The sequence below is a fragment of the Dyadobacter jejuensis genome (genome assembly GCF_003149085.1).
GTDB classification, from domain to species: Bacteria; Bacteroidota; Bacteroidia; order Cytophagales; family Spirosomataceae; genus Dyadobacter; species Dyadobacter jejuensis.
In genome coordinates this window covers 74,502-92,984 of sequence record NZ_QGDT01000008.1, presented here as the reverse complement: position 1 = coordinate 92,984, position 18,483 = coordinate 74,502, and the positions used below count along the sequence as shown (strand labels likewise).

Below are 18,483 nucleotides of genomic sequence, written 5' to 3'. Positions count from 1 at the left end.
GTTGTCAAACATATTGGAATAATTGGTTAGGCGCTCCCAGCCTGGGCTGGCTTGCTGAAGGGGAGCCCTAGTTGGCCCCCTCTAGGACTAGCAATAATGCGGACAAGTAGGGCCGTCTCCCATGGCCTCCCCGTCGTCGTCTGCGTCTTTATGGCCCGGGAGTGTTTTCCCGCCCATCAGGTTGTTGCCATCGGCGTCCACGGGGACAATGATGATCCTGGAGGTTGGCCTGCCATTTACATCGGGCATAGGCTCTTTACCTTCCCGGTTTTCTAGCTGGTTGCCATAATATACTTTAAAACCAACTGGATTTCCACCACATTTTTCTAGCATGTGCTTAAAAGTTTCTAGACCGAAAAATTCCGATTCAATAAAATGATGCCCCCGGCTTTCTTGATCCTCCCGTTGCTTCTTATGTCCCTCCAAAAGGCTCTTTATTTGCTTGGCCGGTAGTAATTTGCCTTCTTTTCCTGTGTATTTTGGCATGATCTTAAAAGTGTAAAGTTGAATATTAGGATAGTAACTAGAATAAAATTAATCCTTGGGTTTATCTTTAACAAACCAAATAGATGGAACTTATTTAACGGTATCTTATGTAATTAGCTACTATTTAGGTAGTTGTGAATAAATTGTCTAAAAAACAGGTAAATTTACTTAGTTGGCTGAGAATTAGTAATTCTATATCTAGTACGATTATTTTCTATATTTTTTCCAGTTATCAGTTTTAATTTTAATTAGGATAATTCAATTAGAGCCGAGTTTAAGGTTGCAAATTTATTCATCTGGTTATCTATATAGTAGCTTACTCAAAAAATGGAGTTTATGTTGAAAGCGAGTATTATAATTTCTTATTGCCCCCGATGTGGCTGGCTGTTACGTTCGGCTTGGCTAGCTCAAGAGCTCCTGACCACCTTTGTGGAGGATCTCCATTCCGTAAGTTTGGCCCCAGCAGAACAGGCCGGAGAATTTAAGATCTGGGTGAACGATTCCCTTATTTGGGAACGTAAAAGAGATGGAGGTTTTCCGGAAGCGAAAGCGCTAAAGCAATTGGTTAGGGACCAGATAGCCCCTGATAAACCTTTAGGGCATAGTGATAAAAAGTAGGATAGTGACATAATGTCACTTATTGTTGTGAGCGGTGATATTGTGACATGGTTGGGTGGGAAAAGCGTGGACTTAAGTACTTGGTTTGGTGTTTTTCTTTACTTTAGGAAATTTTTGGTATGGTATTTTTTTTGTTTAGCTAGTATCTTTTAAGCTAAAACAAGAAGCCATGGAAAGCAAACTAAAAATACCCCAGGAAATGTTGATGAATATCGATTTCATCAATACAGTGAGTGGCGGCATGAGTGTGCCGGCGATAGATTTGAAAGAATTAAAGCATGAATATCGGGTGACCGTAAAGACCCCTGGTATTGAAGTAGAGGACCTCGAAGTCGAAATAGAAAAAAATAGCAAGGGTAAGAATACCATCAAATTGTATCATTTGATACCGATCTTTGCAGACCAGAACGACGAACAGCATCAATGGAAGTCGATCAGGGTAATCAACCATTTTGTGCTGCCCGATGGGGTTGACACTCAGGAGATAACCGCCAATTATGACCAACAGCGGAGGGCCTTAGTGCTTCATTTGCCTTTTGGTACCGACGATCATAATTTTCGTAAAAAAGTGGATATAGGCAAACTGTAGTCTTTCCATGTTCTAGGATAAGGTCAGGTAGGTTTAGGTGCTGTTGGTGCAGTTGTATTTATCTGTGATCACGGGAGCTGCCTTTTTTATTTTAACCGCTTAAGTTAAAATCAGTTACCTATATTAAATTATCTAAGAAACAGGATTTGTTGGAGGACCAATAGGAATATGTAAGGTTTGTGGTTGGGGGGAAGCTATAATTTAATGGCTGGGATGAAATAATAGTTCTACATAGCTGTATCTTAGAGGCAAGTTTTAAAGTTACTCCTCCAATCAATACTTAACGTTATGAAGAAATCTAACATCTTCGCATTTATCGAACTCTCCAAACTGGTAGCCGAATTAAAATCTATCCAACAGCCTCAAGAACTAAAAGAAAAGTTGAAATCACAGTCGGCTTATTTTAATATACTTGAGTCACGTTATTTTTCGGACCCGCTGGTGGCCGAATGGCAAGAGATATTAAAATTAGTAAAACGGAATGAAGCCGTAGTAGATCAGCAGGGACGGGTGGTCGTTAATGCTGTTACAAACTCACTGGATCATCTTTCATTGCAAGAGTGTGAGGGCTTATCCAAGCAAATCGTAGCAATTTTTGAGAAGGTGCGGCAAGAATTTCAATAAAAATAAGGATTAAAAAGACGGGAAGGGGTCTGTTATGGCCCTTCCCGTTTCGATCGTCTTAGTTGACCGTAGCGCCATTCCAAGTAGCCGCCTTAGGCTGAACGAAGTGCAGACTTCCATCTCGATCTTCCGCCATCAGGATCATTCCTTGGCTTTCGGTTCCCATCATTTTGCGTGGAGCGAGGTTAGCCAGGTATAGTACCTGTTGCCCTACAATTTCTTCGGGCTTAAAATGCTCGGCAATTCCACTGAGGACCACTCTCGTCTCCAGACCGGTATCCACCACGATTTTTAATAACTTTTTGCTCTTGGGGACGGCCTGCGCTTCTACGATGGTAACCACGCGTATATCCATTTTAGAAAAATCGTCAAATTGAACCTCTTCCTTTACGGGGGCGACGACCTTACTCTCTAATTCGTTCTGGCGCTTGGCTTCCTGCAATTTTTCAATCTGGGCTGCGATAACACTATCTTCAATTTTTTCGAAAAGCAAGGCTGCCGTACCTATAGCCTTGCCGGGTTCCAGTAGGTCGGCCAGGCCAGCATCTTTCCATAAGGCCGATTCCATTCCAAATTGATCCATTATTTTGGCAGAGGTATGCGGCAATACTGGCTCAGACACGATGGCCAAAGTGGCGGAAATTTGTAACGCAATGTTCATGATCGTATTGACCCGCTCCGGATCGGTCTTGATCGTATGCCAGGGCTGCGTGTCGGCCAGGTATTTGTTTCCGCTGCGGGCTAAGTCCATGATATGGGCTAGAGCCTCACGGAAGCGGTAGTTTTCCATCGACTCGGCTATCTTTCCAGGGTAAGCGGCTAGTTCTTCCAATACTTGTTGGTCTATTGGCTCCAACTCCCCACGCTGGGGCACCTGACTATTGCAGAACTTCTGAGTTAGTACCACGGCTCTGTTGATAAAGTTGCCATATATTCCGACCAGTTCGCTGTTATTGCGCGTTTGGAAGTCCTTCCATGTAAACTCACTGTCCTTGGTTTCGGGAGCATTGGCGGCCAGTACGTATCTTAATACGTCTTGTTTGCCGGGGAATTCTTCTAGGTATTCATGAAGCCACACGGCCCAGTTGCGGGAGGTCGATATTTTGTCTCCTTCCAGGTTCATAAACTCATTGGCAGGAACGTTTTCGGCCAATACATAATTTCCTTCGGCCATCAGCATGGCCGGGAATATGATGCAGTGGAACACGATATTGTCTTTACCAATAAAGTGAACCAGTTTAGTATCTTCTTGATCGGAATCTTTGTCTTGCTTGAGCCACCATTTACCCCAGCCTTCATCGGTGCCATTCTGCTGAGTCAGCCAGTCTTTGGTGGCCGATATATAACCTATTGGGGCCTCAAACCATACATACAGGACCTTGTTGTCGGTGTCGGGCAAGGGAACCTTTATTCCCCAGTCCAGGTCGCGAGTCATGGCACGAGGCTTTAGGCCATCTTTTAGCCATGATTGGCACTGTCCAAGCACATTAGTTTTCCATTCGGGATGGCTGCCAATATATTCCTCGAGCCTGGTTTGCATCTGATCGAGGGGTAAAAACCAGTTTTTGGTCGTTCTCAATACGGGTTTGGATCCCGACAACGCCGAATGAGGGTTTATCAATTCCATGGGACTCAGGGTAGACCCACATTTTTCACACTGGTCGCCATAGGCATTAGGAGACGCACACACCGGGCAGGTGCCCACAATATAGCGATCGGCCAAAAACTGTCCTGCCTGCTCATCATAATATTGTTCGGTGGTTTGCTCCATAAATACTCCCTTATCGTAAAGATCTGTGAATATTTCTTGAGCCGTCTGATGATGAATAGGCTTGCTCGTACGAGAATAAATATCGAAGGATACACCGAGTTCCTTAAAGGAGGCATCGATCTGGCTGTAATATTTATCGACCACCTGTTGAGGCGTTAGCCCTTCCTTTTTGGCTCGAATGGTGATAGGAACACCGTGCTCGTCGGTGCCGCTGACAAACACGACCTCACGCCCTTGGGAGCGTAGATAACGAACGTATATGTCGGCCGGAATATAGCAGCCAGCCAAATGTCCAATGTGTATGGGGCCATTGGCGTAGATGAGTGCTGCAGTAACAGTATATCTTTTTGGGGTGGTTTTGGACATGTGTCTCGCGTTATTAGAGATTGGTAACGTGGCTCTTGCTAGGAAGCCAAATAGTAATATCTTGCGAAATTAAGAAAAAGGAACTTTAAATGGTTGATAGTTTTGGTAAACTGCATAAGGTCTTTTTTTATCTAAATTTTTGCCAACCGATATTTAAGCCCGAACTTTGATTGACTCGCAACAAAAAAGAATGAATGTATTAATCACAGGCGCCACGGGTTTAGTTGGCAGCATCACTTGTAAATTATTGTTGGCAGACGGGCACCAAGTATTTGCCCTCGTACGAGCCAATTCCGAACGTTCCCTGCTGGCAGGGATACAATCTCGGATCAACTGGGTGGAGGGCGATGTGCTCGACCCGGGTAGTCTAGAGCAGGCCATGGAGGGTATGGATTATGTGGTCCATGCGGCTGCAGTGGTTTCATTTGTCCCCAAGGACCGGCCCATGATGTACCAGGTTAATCAACGCGGGACTGCCAATGTCGTAAATGCCTGTTTACAATTCGGGGTGCGTAAGCTATGCCATGTGAGCAGCATTGCCGCTTTGGGCCGGCCCGACTCTCGAAAATTGGCAACAGGAAGTACGGTAGTGCTCAACGAAAATCAAAAGTGGGAGGATTCACCTGAAAATTCGGAATATGCAAAAACCAAACAATTGGCTGAGCTAGAAGTTTGGAGGGGCATAGCCGAGGGACTTGAGGCAGTCATTGTAAACCCGACCTTAATATTAGGCGAAGGCGATTGGGGGAAAAGCAGTACCCAGATTTTTAGATATGTATATCAGGAGAATCCATTTTATACCGAGGGGGTAGCCAATTATGTGGATGTGCATGATGTGGCCTCGGTGATTATTAGGCTGCTATTTTCAGAGATTAGTGGTGAGCGCTTTCTGCTGAACGCCGGGAATATATCTTATAAGGACTTGTTTTTTATGATTGCCGATGCCATGGGAAAGCGGCGCCCTCGGTATGCCGTAGGAAAGACCCTAGCCGGGGTGATTTGGCGGGTAGAGGCTGTAAGGACCTGGCTATTGGGTACCAAGCCTTTGATCACCAAAGAAACGGCCCAATCCAGTGCTAGGAAGATTACTTATGACCATTCAAAAATAAAGAATACAATCGGTTTTGAATTTACTCCTTTGCAGGATACCATTACCCGTGTCTGTGAAAGTTTGAAGGCGGGCGTTTGATAAAAGCATAAAAATTTATAACTTTCTACTATCTCCAATTTGGATTTATTTTATTGCAGGTAACTGGTGCACTAAATTTTCTAAAATGGTGTTTTCATTTGGCTTTTAGAAGGAATAAGAAGGAAGGGGTTCATCACTGTAACGGAAGCATAGTTGAAATGGAGAAAAATTTCGGAGAAAGGAAAAAAAATATGAACGAGACTCTCCAAAGGTTTGAAAAAATGTTGGAGTCGAGTGAACAGGAGTTTGTGGATCTGGAAACCTTTGAAAAGGTTACGGGTCATTACATGGAAATGGGCGATTGGGAAAAAGCCCTGCTGGCCTGTGACAGGGGGCTGGCCGATTTTCCTTATTCCCTTGACCTGATCCTGAGCAAGGTGCAGGTTCTCGCCAACAAAGGCGACCACGAACAGGCTCATGAGCTGCTCGACCGAGCGGCATTATTTCACCCTGGTGACGTAGAAATAACCTTTATGCAGGTGGCCTTGGCCAATATGGTAGGGGATTTTGAAGAGGCTGTGGAGCTATTGGAGAGCCTGGCCTATAGGGTCGACGACCAAGATGAAATCTACTTTCAGCTGGGCCAGACCTACCAAAATGCAGGCAAGCTCGAGGAGGCTGTCGGCTATTTCAAAAAGACCCTTGCTCATAATTTGGATCATGAGGATGCCCTTCTAGAACTTACCCATTGCTTGGAAATGCTGGGTCAGCTGGAATCTCACCTGGACTATTATACCGACTTAGTGGATCAGGCCCCGTTTTCTTGGTTGGCGTGGTTCAATCTGGGGGTGGCCTACCGGAGGCTCGACAGGAATATCGATTCTGTTCAAGCCTTGGAATATGCCATATTGATTAAGGAAGACTTTGCCTCCGGTTATTTTCAGCTAGGGAATGCCTATATGAGCCTCGAAAAATTTGAGGATGCCAAAGCCCAATACCTCATTGCTTTGAAGTTGGAAGATGACCAACCCGAAATCCATTGCTGCTTAGGGACTTGCTATGAAAGGCTGGAAGCGTACGATCAGGCCATTAAATGCTATCAGAAAACTGTGAAGTTGGATCCCATGTGGGACGATGGATGGTATGGTCTTGGGATATGTTTCAACGAACTAGAACGATGGTATGAAGCAGTAGGCTTTTTTAGAAGGGCCATACAGATAACCGCCCTTAATCCTGACTATTGGTTGGCCTTGGCAGAAACGGAATTTAAAGTGGGCAATGTGATTTCAGCCTTTGAAGCGTTCGAAAAGGCCGCTGAAATAGAACCTTCCAATCCGGAAATCTGGTTAAAATGGTCCTTGGTGCTCTTTGAACAAGGCAATTATGCCCGAGCTATTGACTTGCTACAGGCAGCCATAGAGGATCTTCCCGAGGAGGCCGACTTGTACTACCATATGGCGGTGTATCACATTCATTCTGGCGACTACCGCGAAGCTTTAATATTTTTGGAAACGGCTCTTACCCTCGACTATGACGGACATATACAGCTTTTCGATTTCTTTCAAGAACTGGATAAACAGAAAGCCCTGTACAAAATCATAGAACAATACCGTCAATAAAGCAACTGGGTGGTTTATGACTCCAGGAGTTGTTCGGTGCTGATACTCGTGGCGCATTTAAAATGACCCTCAGGGCATGCTTTATGCCCATGCAATCCACAAGGTCGGCAGGCTAAGGTCTGCGGAGTTTGGATGACCTTGGCCTGTGGCGATAGGGGCCCAAAGCCAAACTCGGGAACTGTAGAACAAAAAATTGCCTTTACCGCTGCGTCGGTGGCAGAGCAGATATGCAAAGGAGCCGAGTCGTTCACATAGTTCATCGTAGCTTGTTGCATCAGAGCCGCCGACTGTAGGAAGGTGAGCTTGCCCGACAGATTGGTCACCCGGTCGGTGCTAAGGCACCGTTGACGGATGCGCTCGGTGAGAGCCTGGTCCGTTGGTCCACCCAGTAGGTATACTTGAGTAGGGGCGTCGAGCCGGTCGATCAAGTCCACCCATCCCGCCTCGGTATACTGCTTGGTAAACCAAACCGACGAAGGCGCTATGCATACATATGGGGCCGTTTGCATAGCGGCTACCTGCTGCCGGTCGGCAGTGCTGGGATATAGCCTGGGGGCCTGGCAGACTACCGTAGTGAGAGGGGCCAGCAAACGATGGTTTCTGTGGATTTCGTGCAAGCCCGAGCCTATTTCGTGAGGAGCCGTATGGGTAAAAAGAAATGAAAAAGGGTTCTTAACGAAGCCGACTCGAATGGGAGCTTTAGAAAAGCCAGTTAGGATCCCGGTAGCACCAAAGCGCTGTAGGTTGATTACGATATCAAATTTCTCCTTGCGAAAAGCCTTCAGTAGCTTCCATAAGCTTCCATATTTGGATTCTTTCTTTTTCCAAACCCAGGTACGATGTACAAACGGATGATTCTCTAGTAACCCTTCGTTTCCTTGCCGAAGCAAAAAGTCGATTTTAGCCGTAGGAAAGGCCTTATAGACGGTTTCTAAAAGTGAGGTAGCCAGAATTACATCTCCTATAAAGGCCGTTTGAATAATCAGAATGCGTTTAGAATCCATTTATTTCACAGTGTTTCACGCAAAAGTCCGTATTTTTGCAGAGACCACCCTAAATTATCGGTGGGTTTTTTGTGTTTATTAGGAATGAAGAGAAACAGTTCAGGCAAACGGATTCCTCCGAATGCTTCCCCCATAGTGCTTTCAGAAGAATATCAGGTATTTACTTTGCCGAACGGGATTCGCATAGCCCATAAGCAAGTACCTCATACCCAAATAGCCCACTGTGGCATTATGCTCGACATAGGCAGTCGAGATGAGCTGCCACATCAACAAGGATTGGCTCATTTTTGGGAACATATGGCCTTTAAAGGAACGGAAAAACGACGTTCTTATCATATCATTAACCGGCTCGAAAATGTAGGCGGAGAACTCAATGCCTATACCACCAAGGAGAAAATATGTTTCCATGCGTCGGTATTAGATGCTCATTTTGAGAAGGCCCTGGAACTATTGGCTGATATTACGTTTCATTCCGTGTTTCCGGAAAAGCAATTGGAAAGGGAGCGTAATGTGATCCTAGAAGAAATGTCTATGTATGTAGACTCCCCCGAAGATGCGATTCAAGATGATTTCGATCAGTTGGTATTTCCGAATCATGCCTTGGGCAATAATATCTTAGGGACTTCCGAAACCGTCAACGGCTTCGGTAGGCAGGAGTTGATCGATTTTATTGAGCAAAATCTGGATACCGAACAGATCGTCGTAGCGTCGGTGAGCCGGTTGCCCTTTGCGAAGGTGGTAAGAGTCGCAGAGAAATATTTGAGTCATATACCCCATCGGAGAACGAGTAGGATACGGCTGGCCCCTCAGAGCTATACTCCCAAGGTGGAGCAGCGTGAGCGGGCGATCACCCAGGCCCAATGCGCCATGGGGCATCCGTCCTATGCCTTGCTCGATGAGCAGCGCCTGCCCTTTTTTATGTTGGTCAACTTATTGGGTGGACCCGGTATGAACTCTCGTTTCAATTTATCGCTTCGCGAAAAATACGGATTTGTTTACTCGATAGAGGCCAATTACACGCCTTATCTGGATACAGGTTTTCTCGGGTTTTTCTTCGGTACCGAAGCCAGGCAGCTTTCAAAAAGCATAGCCCTAATCAAAAAGGAGTTGAAAAAGGTTCGGGAGGTTCCTCTTTCTACTTCCCAGCTACACCAGACCAAAGTTCAGCTCATGGGCCAGTTGGCCATGTCGGAAGAGAGTAATATGAACTTCATGCTCATGATGGCCAAAAGCTTGTTAGACACGGGTAAAGTGGATTCCTTACCGGAGATTTTTCAGGAAATAGAACAGGTTACCTCTAGTCAGCTTCAGGGAATCGCCCAGGAGATGTTTCATGAGGACGACTTTAGTTACCTTACTTTCCTCCCAGAATAGTATAAGGTGCGTAATATAAAAAAGGGAGAAGGGTTTTTGTAGAAACCTTTCTCCCTTTTTGTATGGAGAGCTAAATGAAAACTTCCTCCTATGGCAAGGCCGTTGAGCCGTAGCCGAGGAGGTTAGCCTTCCGATCGATAGTATAAGGTCGATGCGTTTTCGGCCCTCAGTACGGTTTGTGCTGCTTGGTGCATGTCTTCGGCGGTAAGCTGCCTAATGAGGGCGGCATCGTCGTTAGCCCAGTCTACATTGCCGGCATTGGCAGCGAAGGCCAGGTTCATGGCCCTGTTCAGAAGCTCCACCTCCGAAAATGCCAACGTGGCTTCCGTTTGGTTCTTTACCTTGGTGATTTCCTGTTCATTGGCCGCCTCTGCAACCAGTTCCGCCAATATTTCGTCAACGGCCGAGTCGGCATCTTCTAGTTTTACTCCGGGATTCAGATTTCCTTTGATAAGTAGTAAGCCGGGGTCCAAAGATGCCGTTACGCTGGCACTAATACTGTTAAATATTGGGAGATCTTTCAAGAGGCGTTGGTAGAGCCGGGAGGATTTGCCCCTACCCAGAATGTCACTGAGCAAGTCGGCGGCATAGTACCCCATGTCATAGCGTCCAGGCATATGAAATACCTTGACCAGGGAGTCTAGCGGTACTGCTGCCGAGGTTTCCAATATCCGGGCTTGAAGCTGCCGAGGCTCTGGCGGAAGGGCGCGGTGATAGGCCTTGCCTGCCGGAATATTTCCAAACCATTTTTGAGCGAGTTTCTTGATATCGTCGGTATGAACGGCCCCTGCCACTACCATTACGGCATTATTGGGCCTGTAGAATTTATAAAAAAACTCCTGAACATCGTCCATCGTCGCTTGTTCTATATGGCTGATTTCCTTCCCAATGGTAGCCCAGCGGTAGGGGTGTTGGGTATAGGCCAACGGACGAAGTTTTAGCCATAAATCCCCATATGGTTGGTTCAGATAGCGTTGTTTGAACTCCTCTATGACCACCTTTCGCTGAACTTCCAGCACTTCGGGGTCGAAGGAGAGGCTCATCATACGGTCCGACTCCAGCCAAAACGCCGTTTCTATATTGTTGGCTGGCAGTGTAATGTAATAATTGGTAATATCGGGGGAGGTGAAGGCATTGTTTTCTCCTCCTACCCGTTGAACGGGGATGTCGTAATTGGGGATGTTTTTGGAACCCCCAAACATCAAATGTTCAAACAAATGCGCAAACCCGGTCTTCGATTCATCTTCATCCCTAGAGCCCACATTGTATAGGATGTTAACGGCTGCCATAGGAGTGGCAAAATCTTCATGAACGAAAACTTGTAGGCCATTGTCTAAGGTAAACTGGTCGTAACGAATCATATTTTAATATAATATTTTTATCAGTTGGGGTTATTAAGCCATCGCTTAGAAACCTGTGTGATTGTTTTTCGGTTATAAGCAAAGCTACTCGTAAGGAAGCATACTACCAAAATCATTTTTTTACTACGTCAACAGCATGAAGTTACATTATTTAAGACTAATACTCGGTCTATTATTTGCATTAGGAAGTACACAAGCGCATAGCCAGCTGTTGAATGATGCCAATGCCATCAAAACGATACAATCGAGCTTGGACAAAATATACAATTACGAATTTTCGGAAGCTCAGTTGTTGATCAACAAAATAGAACGTCAGTATCCTGGTCATCCCGTATCGCATATCCTCGACTCTTTCGTTTTGTTTTGGAAGTACTTGCCGGTAAAGGATCATAAGACCATGTCTAAAGTATATGTTGATCATCTGAATAAATGTTTAGAAGCCGTCGAAAAAAAGTTTGGAGACGATAGTAAGGATCCCGAAGCGGTATTTTATACCATGGTGGCCCGTGGGTACCTGGCCATGATGCATAATTATAATGGGGAGCTTATCAATGCGGCTACCGAAGGCAAAAGGGCTTATGGGGCATTTACAGAAGGGCTAAAACTAACCGGTAAGAATCCTGAGTTTTATTTCACTTCTGGGATGTACAATTATTATGTGGAGTTATATCCAGAGGTGCATCCCATCGTAAAACCACTCATGATATTTTTTAAGAGTGGAAATAAAGAGCTGGGGTTAAAACAGATGGAAATTGGGACGCGACTAGGGACCATTACGAGGGCAGAATCGTGCTATTATTTGGCGCATATTTACACCAAATATGAGACGCGCACAGACAAAGCCGTTTTCTTTATGCAAAAACTGGTGGATTGGTATCCCGAGAATCCGCTTTTTATGATGAAATATATAGAGGCTCAACTTCTGGCTCAGCAATATCAGCAGGCTAAGGCTAAAATGACCAAACTAAAAAAATATAATACCGGCTTTTATCCCGGTGCCCATCAATTATTTGCTGCGATGCTTTTGGAAAAAGAGGACAAAAATGACCAGGCTGCCAAGAACGCCTATCTTGCGGCTATTCGTCTGCCTCACGACAGCCAATATACCGACGAGTATGTGCCTTTGGCTTATGCGGGTTTGGCGCGTATTGCCCATCGGGAAGGGGATAGGGCCAAGGCCAAAGCGTATTATAAAAAATGCCTGGAAACGGCGGAGTATCGATCCCTCATCAAAGAAGCCAAGGCTTATAAATAGGTGTTACTTACGATAATATGGCTTGGACGACTTTTCCATGGACATCGGTAAGTCGGTACCTCCGGCCTTGGTGTTTGAAAACCAATTTTTCGTGGTCCATTCCAAAGAGGTGTAGGACGGTGGCTTGGAAGTCATGGACATGCACGGGGTTATGGGCTACATTATAGCTGAACTCATCGGTTTCGCCGTATACCATGCCCGGTTTTACGCCGGCTCCGGCCATCCACATCGTAAAACAACCGGGATGGTGGTCGCGGCCATAATTATTTTTGGTGAGCTGCCCTTGCGAGAAGCTGGTCCTGCCAAATTCGCCACCCCATACCACCAAGGTGTCGTCCAGTAGTCCCCGTTGTTTGAGGTCTTGAACTAAGGCTGCCGAAGCTTGATCTACATCTTTAGCTTGTTTTTTTATTCCCGAAGGTAGATTGCCATGTTGGTCCCAGCCCATATGATAGAGTTGAATGAATTTAACATCTTTTTCTGCCATTCTTCTGGCCAGTAAACAGTTGGCTGCGAAAGTTCCCGGTTGCCGGGCCTCTTCTCCATACATTTTGTAGATGTAGTCGGGCTCCTGGCTGGTATCGACAGCCTCGGGAACGGAAGTCTGCATCTTATAGGCCATTTCGTATTGACTGATTTTGGAGTGGATCTCTGGGTCGCCCCACAGCCCAAACTGCTGCTCGTTGAGCGCCCTTACTTGGTCCAGGGCTTTTCGCCTATCGGCCCTGTCGACTCCCCGAGGGTTTTGTAAATATAAAACGGGATCTTTTCCCGCTCGGAGGTGTACCCCTTGATGGTGGGAGGGAAGGAAGCCGTTGGCCCAGGCGGCGGTACTCAAGGGCTGGTCGCTGAGGCCTTTGGAGATAAGGACCATAAAATGGGGGAGGTTCTCGTTGTCGGAACCCAGTCCGTAGCTTAGCCAAGAGCCCATCGATGGGCGGCCACTTTGTTGAGAGCCCGTCTGCACGAACATGACCGCCGGCTCATGGTTGATAGCCTCAGTCTGGACCGACTTGATGATACATAGATCGTCTACAATTTTTGCCGTATAGGGCAGTATCTCACTTACCCAGGCGCCGGATTGGCCATATTGTTTGAAATCATAGATCGATTTTACCAATGGGAATGTCGATTGGCCCGCTACCATTCCAGAGTTTCGCTGGGTGCCTCTCACCGAATCGGGAATCTCCTGGCCGTGCCATTTGGCCAGGGCCGGTTTGTAGTCGAAGGTCTCGAGCTGGGAGGGGCCTCCACTCATAAACAGATAGATGACACGCTTGGCCTTGGCCGGGAAATGTGGCCCTTTTATGAAGGCTTCTATGGCCTGGGTGCTACCCGCCGGCGCTGTCGACTGAGAGGACCCAAGCATGCTGGTAAGTGCCAAGGAGCCGAACCCTAGCCCTGCTTTGGTAAGGAAATCACGTCGGTTGAGTTGTGCAAAGGCTTTTTTGATATCGTCCATAGTAAACTTTATTTGCGGGTATAGGCTTCGTCGGTATTCATAATGGCATGGGCTACGGTAGCCAATGCGGCCACCGGGGCCGGAGGCAGCCCCGGTGCTAGGGGTAAATATCCCGTGCTCAAATACGCACGGGCCTTTTGAGGCTGCTCTTTGAATTTTTTGAGTTCATCCTCATAATATTGGCTTAGTATATCCATTTCCTTGGCTTTGGGCGACCTGCCTGTAAGGAGCCGGAAGGCCTGTCCGAGTAGCTGTTGCTGGTTCGACCCTCCAGCCATCCATAGCCTTTCGGCCAGCTTTCGTGCGGCCTCCAAATACTGGGGGTCGTTGAGCAATACTAAGGCTTGAAGTGGCGTGCTGGTTGGGCGACGCTTTACCACGCATTCGCCCCGTTCTGGTGCATCGAAGATGAGCATGGCAGGTGGTGGGGAGGTACGCTTCCAGATCGTGTACAGGCTCCTCCTGTACAGTCCATCACCAGGCTCTTGGAGGTATTTATAACGCCACGATTTGTCGCTCAGCTCATCCCATATCCCTTCGGGCTGGTAAGGATACACACTGGGCCCACCTAAGCGGCTCACGAGCAGGCCACTGACAGAAAGGGCGTTGTCGCGGATCATCTCGGCACTTAGCCGGAATCGAGCCCCACGGGCTAAGAGTAAGTTTTCAGGGTCCTTTTCTAGTAGTTTGGGGTTCAATGCCGAGCTTTGGCGGTAAGTGGCCGATAGCATAATGGTTTTGTGTAGCTTTTTTACGTCCCATCCCGACTCCATAAAGTTTAGCGCCAGCCAGTCCAGTAGGTCTGGATGGGTAGGTAAGTCGCCCTGATTGCCGAAGTCGGCAGCAGACCGGACAAGGCCATGGCCGAAATGCATTTGCCATATTCTATTCACATATACCCTAGCGGTGAGGGGGTGGTCTTTGTCAAAAAGCCACTGGGCCAACCCCAGTCGGTTGGGAGGGAATTTGCCTGCAAATGGCAGTACGGTTTCTATGGCCGATGGTTTCACTTCTTGTTCATGAATATTGTACACCCCACGCCCTAGCACATAGGTAGGCCGGGGCGAGGGTAAATCGCCCATGACCATTATTTCGGGAATAGCATTGAGCACCTGGTTCTCCTGATCCATCAGTACTTTTAACGATTTTTTTTGCCGCTTATAGCCTTGGTCTGCCCTAGCGAAATAGTAGGGCCTAAGGAGTTTGTTTTTGGTATCATCATTGGCCAGGGCTTCCCACACCTTGGCGGGTTTTTCCGAATACAAAACCTCTATGGGCGTCAGATCTCTGTCATAGATTTTTAATTCGTCGATACCGCCGTCCTTAAAAGGAATTAACAGGTTGCGCTGGCCTAAGGTAAAGCCTTCGAAAGTGTAGGTATGTATATTTTTTTCATATAAAATTCCTTTATATAAATTATCGAAGTCTTGGCTTAAGGGGGTGGTCTCTCCGTTCAAATATATTTTTGCCCCTTCGGCCTTGCTCGATCCGTCGTAGGTCACCGTTACCCGAGTCCAGCGGTTAGCGGGGACAGCCTTTTGAGTGCTCACCTGAATCGCATTTTGGGGATAGGAATGGGCCACTATGAATTGTAATTTGTTGTCGGCCAGCCGTAGGGAGTAGCCTTTATAGCCGAGCCGGATATCCTCGCAATGGTAAAAAATGCCCGCATCGGGATATACCCGTTTCGGGTAGATCCAAAGGTCGACCGTAAAGGCGTCGGTACGCTCTTTCCAACCTATGCCATGGCCTAGCTTGATACTGTTATAGTCGCTTACGAAATAGGCATTACCCTTTTTGCCTGACTGTAGGATAGGTTCCTTGCATAGGGCAGGCTGCTGGGGTTGGGCTAGGTTTGGCGTACTGATCTGGCTTGGATTGGAATTATTTATCTTGTCGAAAGGGTAATAGGCCACCAGGCTCTTCTCCATACCGGCGTTCAGGACTTTGGCGTCTACCGTGGTGGACGCAAGCCATGTGTTAAATGCGGATGTGGCTTGAGTTTTATGTGTTTTAATCCCGTTTTCTTCTTTTTTAATTTTTGTTCTTATCGTGGTTAGGAGCGTTTCACTTTCCTGATCGGTAAGCAAGAGTGCTGGGCCCGGGGTCTGATCGGGCCCGTAGACTGGGCTACCTATTTCGTTGGTGCTGTTAAAAAGTCCAAACATCTTGTAATAGGCTTCTTGACTAATGGGATCGTATTTATGGTCGTGGCAACGGGCACATTGTACCGATAGCCCCAATACGGCCTGGCTGACGGTCTGTACGCGGTCGGCGTTATATTCTACCCGATATTCCTCAAAGACGATACCTGCTTCGGAATTTTTTTTGTGTAACCGGTTAAAGGCCGTAGCCAGTATACTCTCCTGGGTTTTGTTGGCGACCAGGTCGCCGGCTAGCTGCCAGGTGATAAATCGGTTATAGGGCATATTTCTATTATAACTGTCTATTACCCAGTTGCGCCATGGGGAGAAGTCCCGGTGTTTATCGTCGAGATACCCGTCGCTGTCGGCATACCGAGCTACGTCCATCCATTCGCTAGCCATGCGCTCACCATAGGCAGGAGAGGCCAATAGCCTGTCTAGGAGTGCTTCGTAAGCCTGGTCGGTGGGCGAGGAGGTGAAAGCCTCTATTTCTTCAAGACTTGGGGGGAGCCCTAGGAGGTCGAAACTAGCCCTGCGTATCAGATCTTCGGCAGTGGCGGGTGGCGAAGGTTGTAGGCCTTGTTGTTGCAGCCTTGCGGCTACGAAGGCATCGATGGGGGAGCGCACCCAAGCCTGATCCTTCAGTGTAGGAATCTGTGGGAGAGCGGGTTTAATAAATGACCAATGTGGCTTGTAAACGGCCCCTTGTTCGATCCATCGGCTTATGATGGCGATTTCCTTAGCAGAAAGCGTGAGGTTCGAATTGGGAGGAGGCATTTGTAATTCCGGATCGGTGCTGATCATGCGGGTATATACCATGCTAGCCGAAAGGTCGTTCGGTACGATGGCATGCTTGTTGGGGTTGTCTTTCAAGGCGGCATAGGCCCCCTCGGGCGTATCCAGCCTCAAACCCCCTTTTTGTTTCTTTTCATCGGGCCCATGGCAGGCATAGCATTTGTCGGAGAGGATCGGTTTTACGTCATAATTGAAGTCGATGAACTCTGGTATTTCTGTTTCTGCCAACAGTATTTCCTCCGGTTTCTTTACCCCACAGCTCCACAGGCCGATTCCTAAAAGGATCCAGCATATGTATTTAATACCTGCAATTCGCACATCCATCTCTATAACCGTTATCACTTAATAATCGTTTTTATGCGTTGAAATGGGAAGAATGCCGTTAGGGGTTCATTCTTAATATTCAGCAATCGATTGCAGAATGGGTTTTGCCCATAGCTTACTATCCCCAGTTTCTTCGTCTTTATAGTATAAAGACGAAGGGTTGGGAATTTACCCGAATGGAATTAAAACAAAAAAATATTATTTTAGTGCTAGATGTGCCGAGGTGGGTTTATGTTGTGATGAAGCTCCTGATAGCAGGGGGTAAAGGTGGCCCCACAGTCCTGATACACCCAGTTTCGTATATGGACTGTGAGGGAAGGGGGCTGTGGGCGCTTGTTCATAGGACTATTCCTTAAAACGGAGCGCTACCCATACCAAGCGGTGGTCGGAGCTGGCGCCGCGGTTGTCTATTAGAGCGTAGTTGGGGGCATCTTTGGTAGGCCAAAAAATTCCAGAATCCGTGATCGTGAATCCAAAGCGTGAGGGAAGCACGTAGTCGGCGCGCATACGCCAGGAAGCCGTATGATGCAATGCTACCGGGTTATTGGGGCTATGCTGTGCCCCACCGTCGCTGGCAGGTGTCGGCTGGCTTAGCACCAATGGGTCTTGTAGCAAGGATTGAATACCTTCCGTGCGCGCATTTCCCTCATCTGGAGAGGCATTTTGGTCTCCTAGGATAACGAATCGCTTTGGTCCGGTAAGGCCTCCACGCTGACCCTGGTCGTCGTATATATAGCCGCCAGCGGCAGAGCCGTTGATATAATCCTTCCAGAATCTTATTTCGTCATGATTACGCTTGCCATTGCGATCTTCGGGGCCGTCGAAGGCCGGTGGAGTAGGGTGACTGGCCAGAAAGTGGACGGTGTTTTTGCCCACCCGTATGGGTATATCCCAATGTGCTTTCGACGACAGGGGGAATTGCTCCCAGGCTTCTTTGGAGTACCAGTTACTGCCATCGGCCTTTTTAGTAAGGAGTGCACCGGGCATATCCTTCCATTTGAAATGTTGAAAAGTGCGTACCTTTTCTTTCTGTATGGGGTACTTAGAAAGCAATACCATTCCATACTGACCAGGATAAAGCCCATACCCCCAAGCATCGGCGCCATATTGGGACGCTTTTCCGTCATTGTCAAGGTCGAAGGGGCTGGGTTGTCCGGTGTTTACCGTATTATAATAGAAATATGGATAGTCTATCGGTGACTCACCTTTCTGGAGATAGTTTTTTATAAATAACTGTATACCTTCTTCGGGGTTTTCGATATAGTCGAACTCATTGAGTAGGATTACATCGGGACGGACCATTTGTATGATGCGGGCAATATTGCGAATCTGATCGTTTTGTCCGGATGCCAACTCATTTTTTAAAATAGCCTCAGAAAGGGGGGGAGTGGTGCCCTTCTGATAGTTTTGAGATTCCATGCTCACGTTAAAAGTAGCTACTTTTAGGGATGAGACAGCGCCTGATTGCTGAGCTGAAGTATGGCTGGGGTGCATAACCAGTACAATAAAGAGAGTAAGAAAGGAAAGGGAGATATTTCGAATAACAGCGTTCATGATGGTCA

Annotated in this window: 14 protein-coding genes; 7 read left to right on the top strand and 7 right to left on the bottom strand. The window is 47.1% G+C overall.

Features of this window, described 5'->3' with window-relative positions; genetic code table 11:
- Nucleotides 1–87: 87 nt before the first annotated feature.
- Complete coding sequence (locus CLV98_RS15265) at nt 88–486, bottom strand: hypothetical protein (protein WP_109675437.1); 399 nt, start codon at nt 484–486, stop codon at nt 88–90.
- 336 nt (nt 487–822) lie between these two features.
- Here CLV98_RS15265 and CLV98_RS15260 point away from each other — a divergent pair, with 336 nt between their 5' ends.
- The 3 genes from CLV98_RS15260 to CLV98_RS15250 all read left to right on the top strand — a co-directional run bounded on the left by CLV98_RS15260 (nt 823) and on the right by CLV98_RS15250 (nt 2,317).
- Nucleotides 823–1,104 carry an Rdx family protein gene (locus CLV98_RS15260; protein WP_109675658.1) on the top strand — a complete coding sequence of 94 codons (282 nt, stop codon included), beginning with the start codon at nt 823–825 and terminating at the stop codon, nt 1,102–1,104.
- 169 nt (nt 1,105–1,273) lie between these two features.
- Entirely contained in the window at nt 1,274–1,693 is a 420-nt protein-coding gene (locus CLV98_RS15255) for an Hsp20/alpha crystallin family protein (protein WP_109675435.1), read from the top strand.
- 288 nt (nt 1,694–1,981) lie between these two features.
- Nucleotides 1,982–2,317, top strand: a complete 336-nt coding sequence (locus CLV98_RS15250; protein ID WP_229203401.1) for a hypothetical protein — start codon at nt 1,982–1,984, stop codon at nt 2,315–2,317.
- Nucleotides 2,318–2,375: 58 nt separating this feature from the next.
- On the opposite strand, the gene metG is transcribed toward CLV98_RS15250, so the two are convergent.
- Complete coding sequence (gene metG, locus CLV98_RS15245; RefSeq protein ID WP_109675431.1) at nt 2,376–4,454, bottom strand: methionine--tRNA ligase; 2,079 nt, start codon at nt 4,452–4,454, stop codon at nt 2,376–2,378.
- A gap of 190 nt (nt 4,455–4,644) precedes the next feature.
- On the opposite strand from metG, the gene CLV98_RS15240 reads away from it, so the two are divergent.
- Both CLV98_RS15240 and CLV98_RS15235 read left to right on the top strand, forming a co-directional pair.
- Complete coding sequence (locus tag CLV98_RS15240) at nt 4,645–5,643, top strand: NAD-dependent epimerase/dehydratase family protein (RefSeq protein ID WP_109675429.1); 999 nt, start codon at nt 4,645–4,647, stop codon at nt 5,641–5,643.
- A 191-nt stretch (nt 5,644–5,834) separates the two neighbouring features.
- Nucleotides 5,835–7,202 carry a tetratricopeptide repeat protein gene (locus tag CLV98_RS15235; RefSeq protein ID WP_229203400.1) on the top strand — a complete coding sequence of 456 codons (1,368 nt, stop codon included), beginning with the start codon at nt 5,835–5,837 and terminating at the stop codon, nt 7,200–7,202.
- 14 nt (nt 7,203–7,216) lie between these two features.
- Here CLV98_RS15235 and CLV98_RS15230 read toward each other — a convergent pair whose 3' ends face one another.
- Nucleotides 7,217–8,206 carry a glycosyltransferase family 9 protein gene (locus CLV98_RS15230; protein WP_109675425.1) on the bottom strand — a complete coding sequence of 330 codons (990 nt, stop codon included), beginning with the start codon at nt 8,204–8,206 and terminating at the stop codon, nt 7,217–7,219.
- Between the two features lie 84 nt (nt 8,207–8,290).
- On the opposite strand from CLV98_RS15230, the gene CLV98_RS15225 reads away from it, so the two are divergent.
- Complete coding sequence (locus CLV98_RS15225) at nt 8,291–9,580, top strand: M16 family metallopeptidase (protein WP_109675423.1); 1,290 nt, start codon at nt 8,291–8,293, stop codon at nt 9,578–9,580.
- A 122-nt stretch (nt 9,581–9,702) separates the two neighbouring features.
- Here the strand turns inward: CLV98_RS15225 and CLV98_RS15220 are convergent, their stop codons facing one another.
- Nucleotides 9,703–10,941, bottom strand: a complete 1,239-nt coding sequence (locus CLV98_RS15220; RefSeq protein ID WP_109675421.1) for a M16 family metallopeptidase — start codon at nt 10,939–10,941, stop codon at nt 9,703–9,705.
- A 136-nt stretch (nt 10,942–11,077) separates the two neighbouring features.
- Here CLV98_RS15220 and CLV98_RS15215 point away from each other — a divergent pair, with 136 nt between their 5' ends.
- The gene (locus CLV98_RS15215; RefSeq protein ID WP_109675419.1) at nt 11,078–12,196 is read left to right on the top strand and encodes a hypothetical protein; all 1,119 of its coding nucleotides are present in this window, start codon (nt 11,078–11,080) and stop codon (nt 12,194–12,196) included.
- 7 nt (nt 12,197–12,203) lie between these two features.
- Here the strand turns inward: CLV98_RS15215 and CLV98_RS15210 are convergent, their stop codons facing one another.
- From CLV98_RS15210 to CLV98_RS15195, 3 genes are all read right to left on the bottom strand, one after another.
- Nucleotides 12,204–13,658 (bottom strand): DUF1501 domain-containing protein, encoded by a 1,455-nt coding sequence (locus CLV98_RS15210; RefSeq protein ID WP_109675417.1) that lies wholly within the window; start codon nt 13,656–13,658, stop codon nt 12,204–12,206.
- An 8-nt stretch (nt 13,659–13,666) separates the two neighbouring features.
- Nucleotides 13,667–16,939, bottom strand: coding sequence for a DUF1553 domain-containing protein (locus CLV98_RS15205; protein WP_229203399.1), 3,273 nt, complete (start codon nt 16,937–16,939; stop codon nt 13,667–13,669).
- A 327-nt stretch (nt 16,940–17,266) separates the two neighbouring features.
- Nucleotides 17,267–18,475, bottom strand: coding sequence for an endonuclease/exonuclease/phosphatase family protein (locus CLV98_RS15195; RefSeq protein ID WP_229203398.1), 1,209 nt, complete (start codon nt 18,473–18,475; stop codon nt 17,267–17,269).
- Nucleotides 18,476–18,483 lie beyond the last annotated feature (8 nt).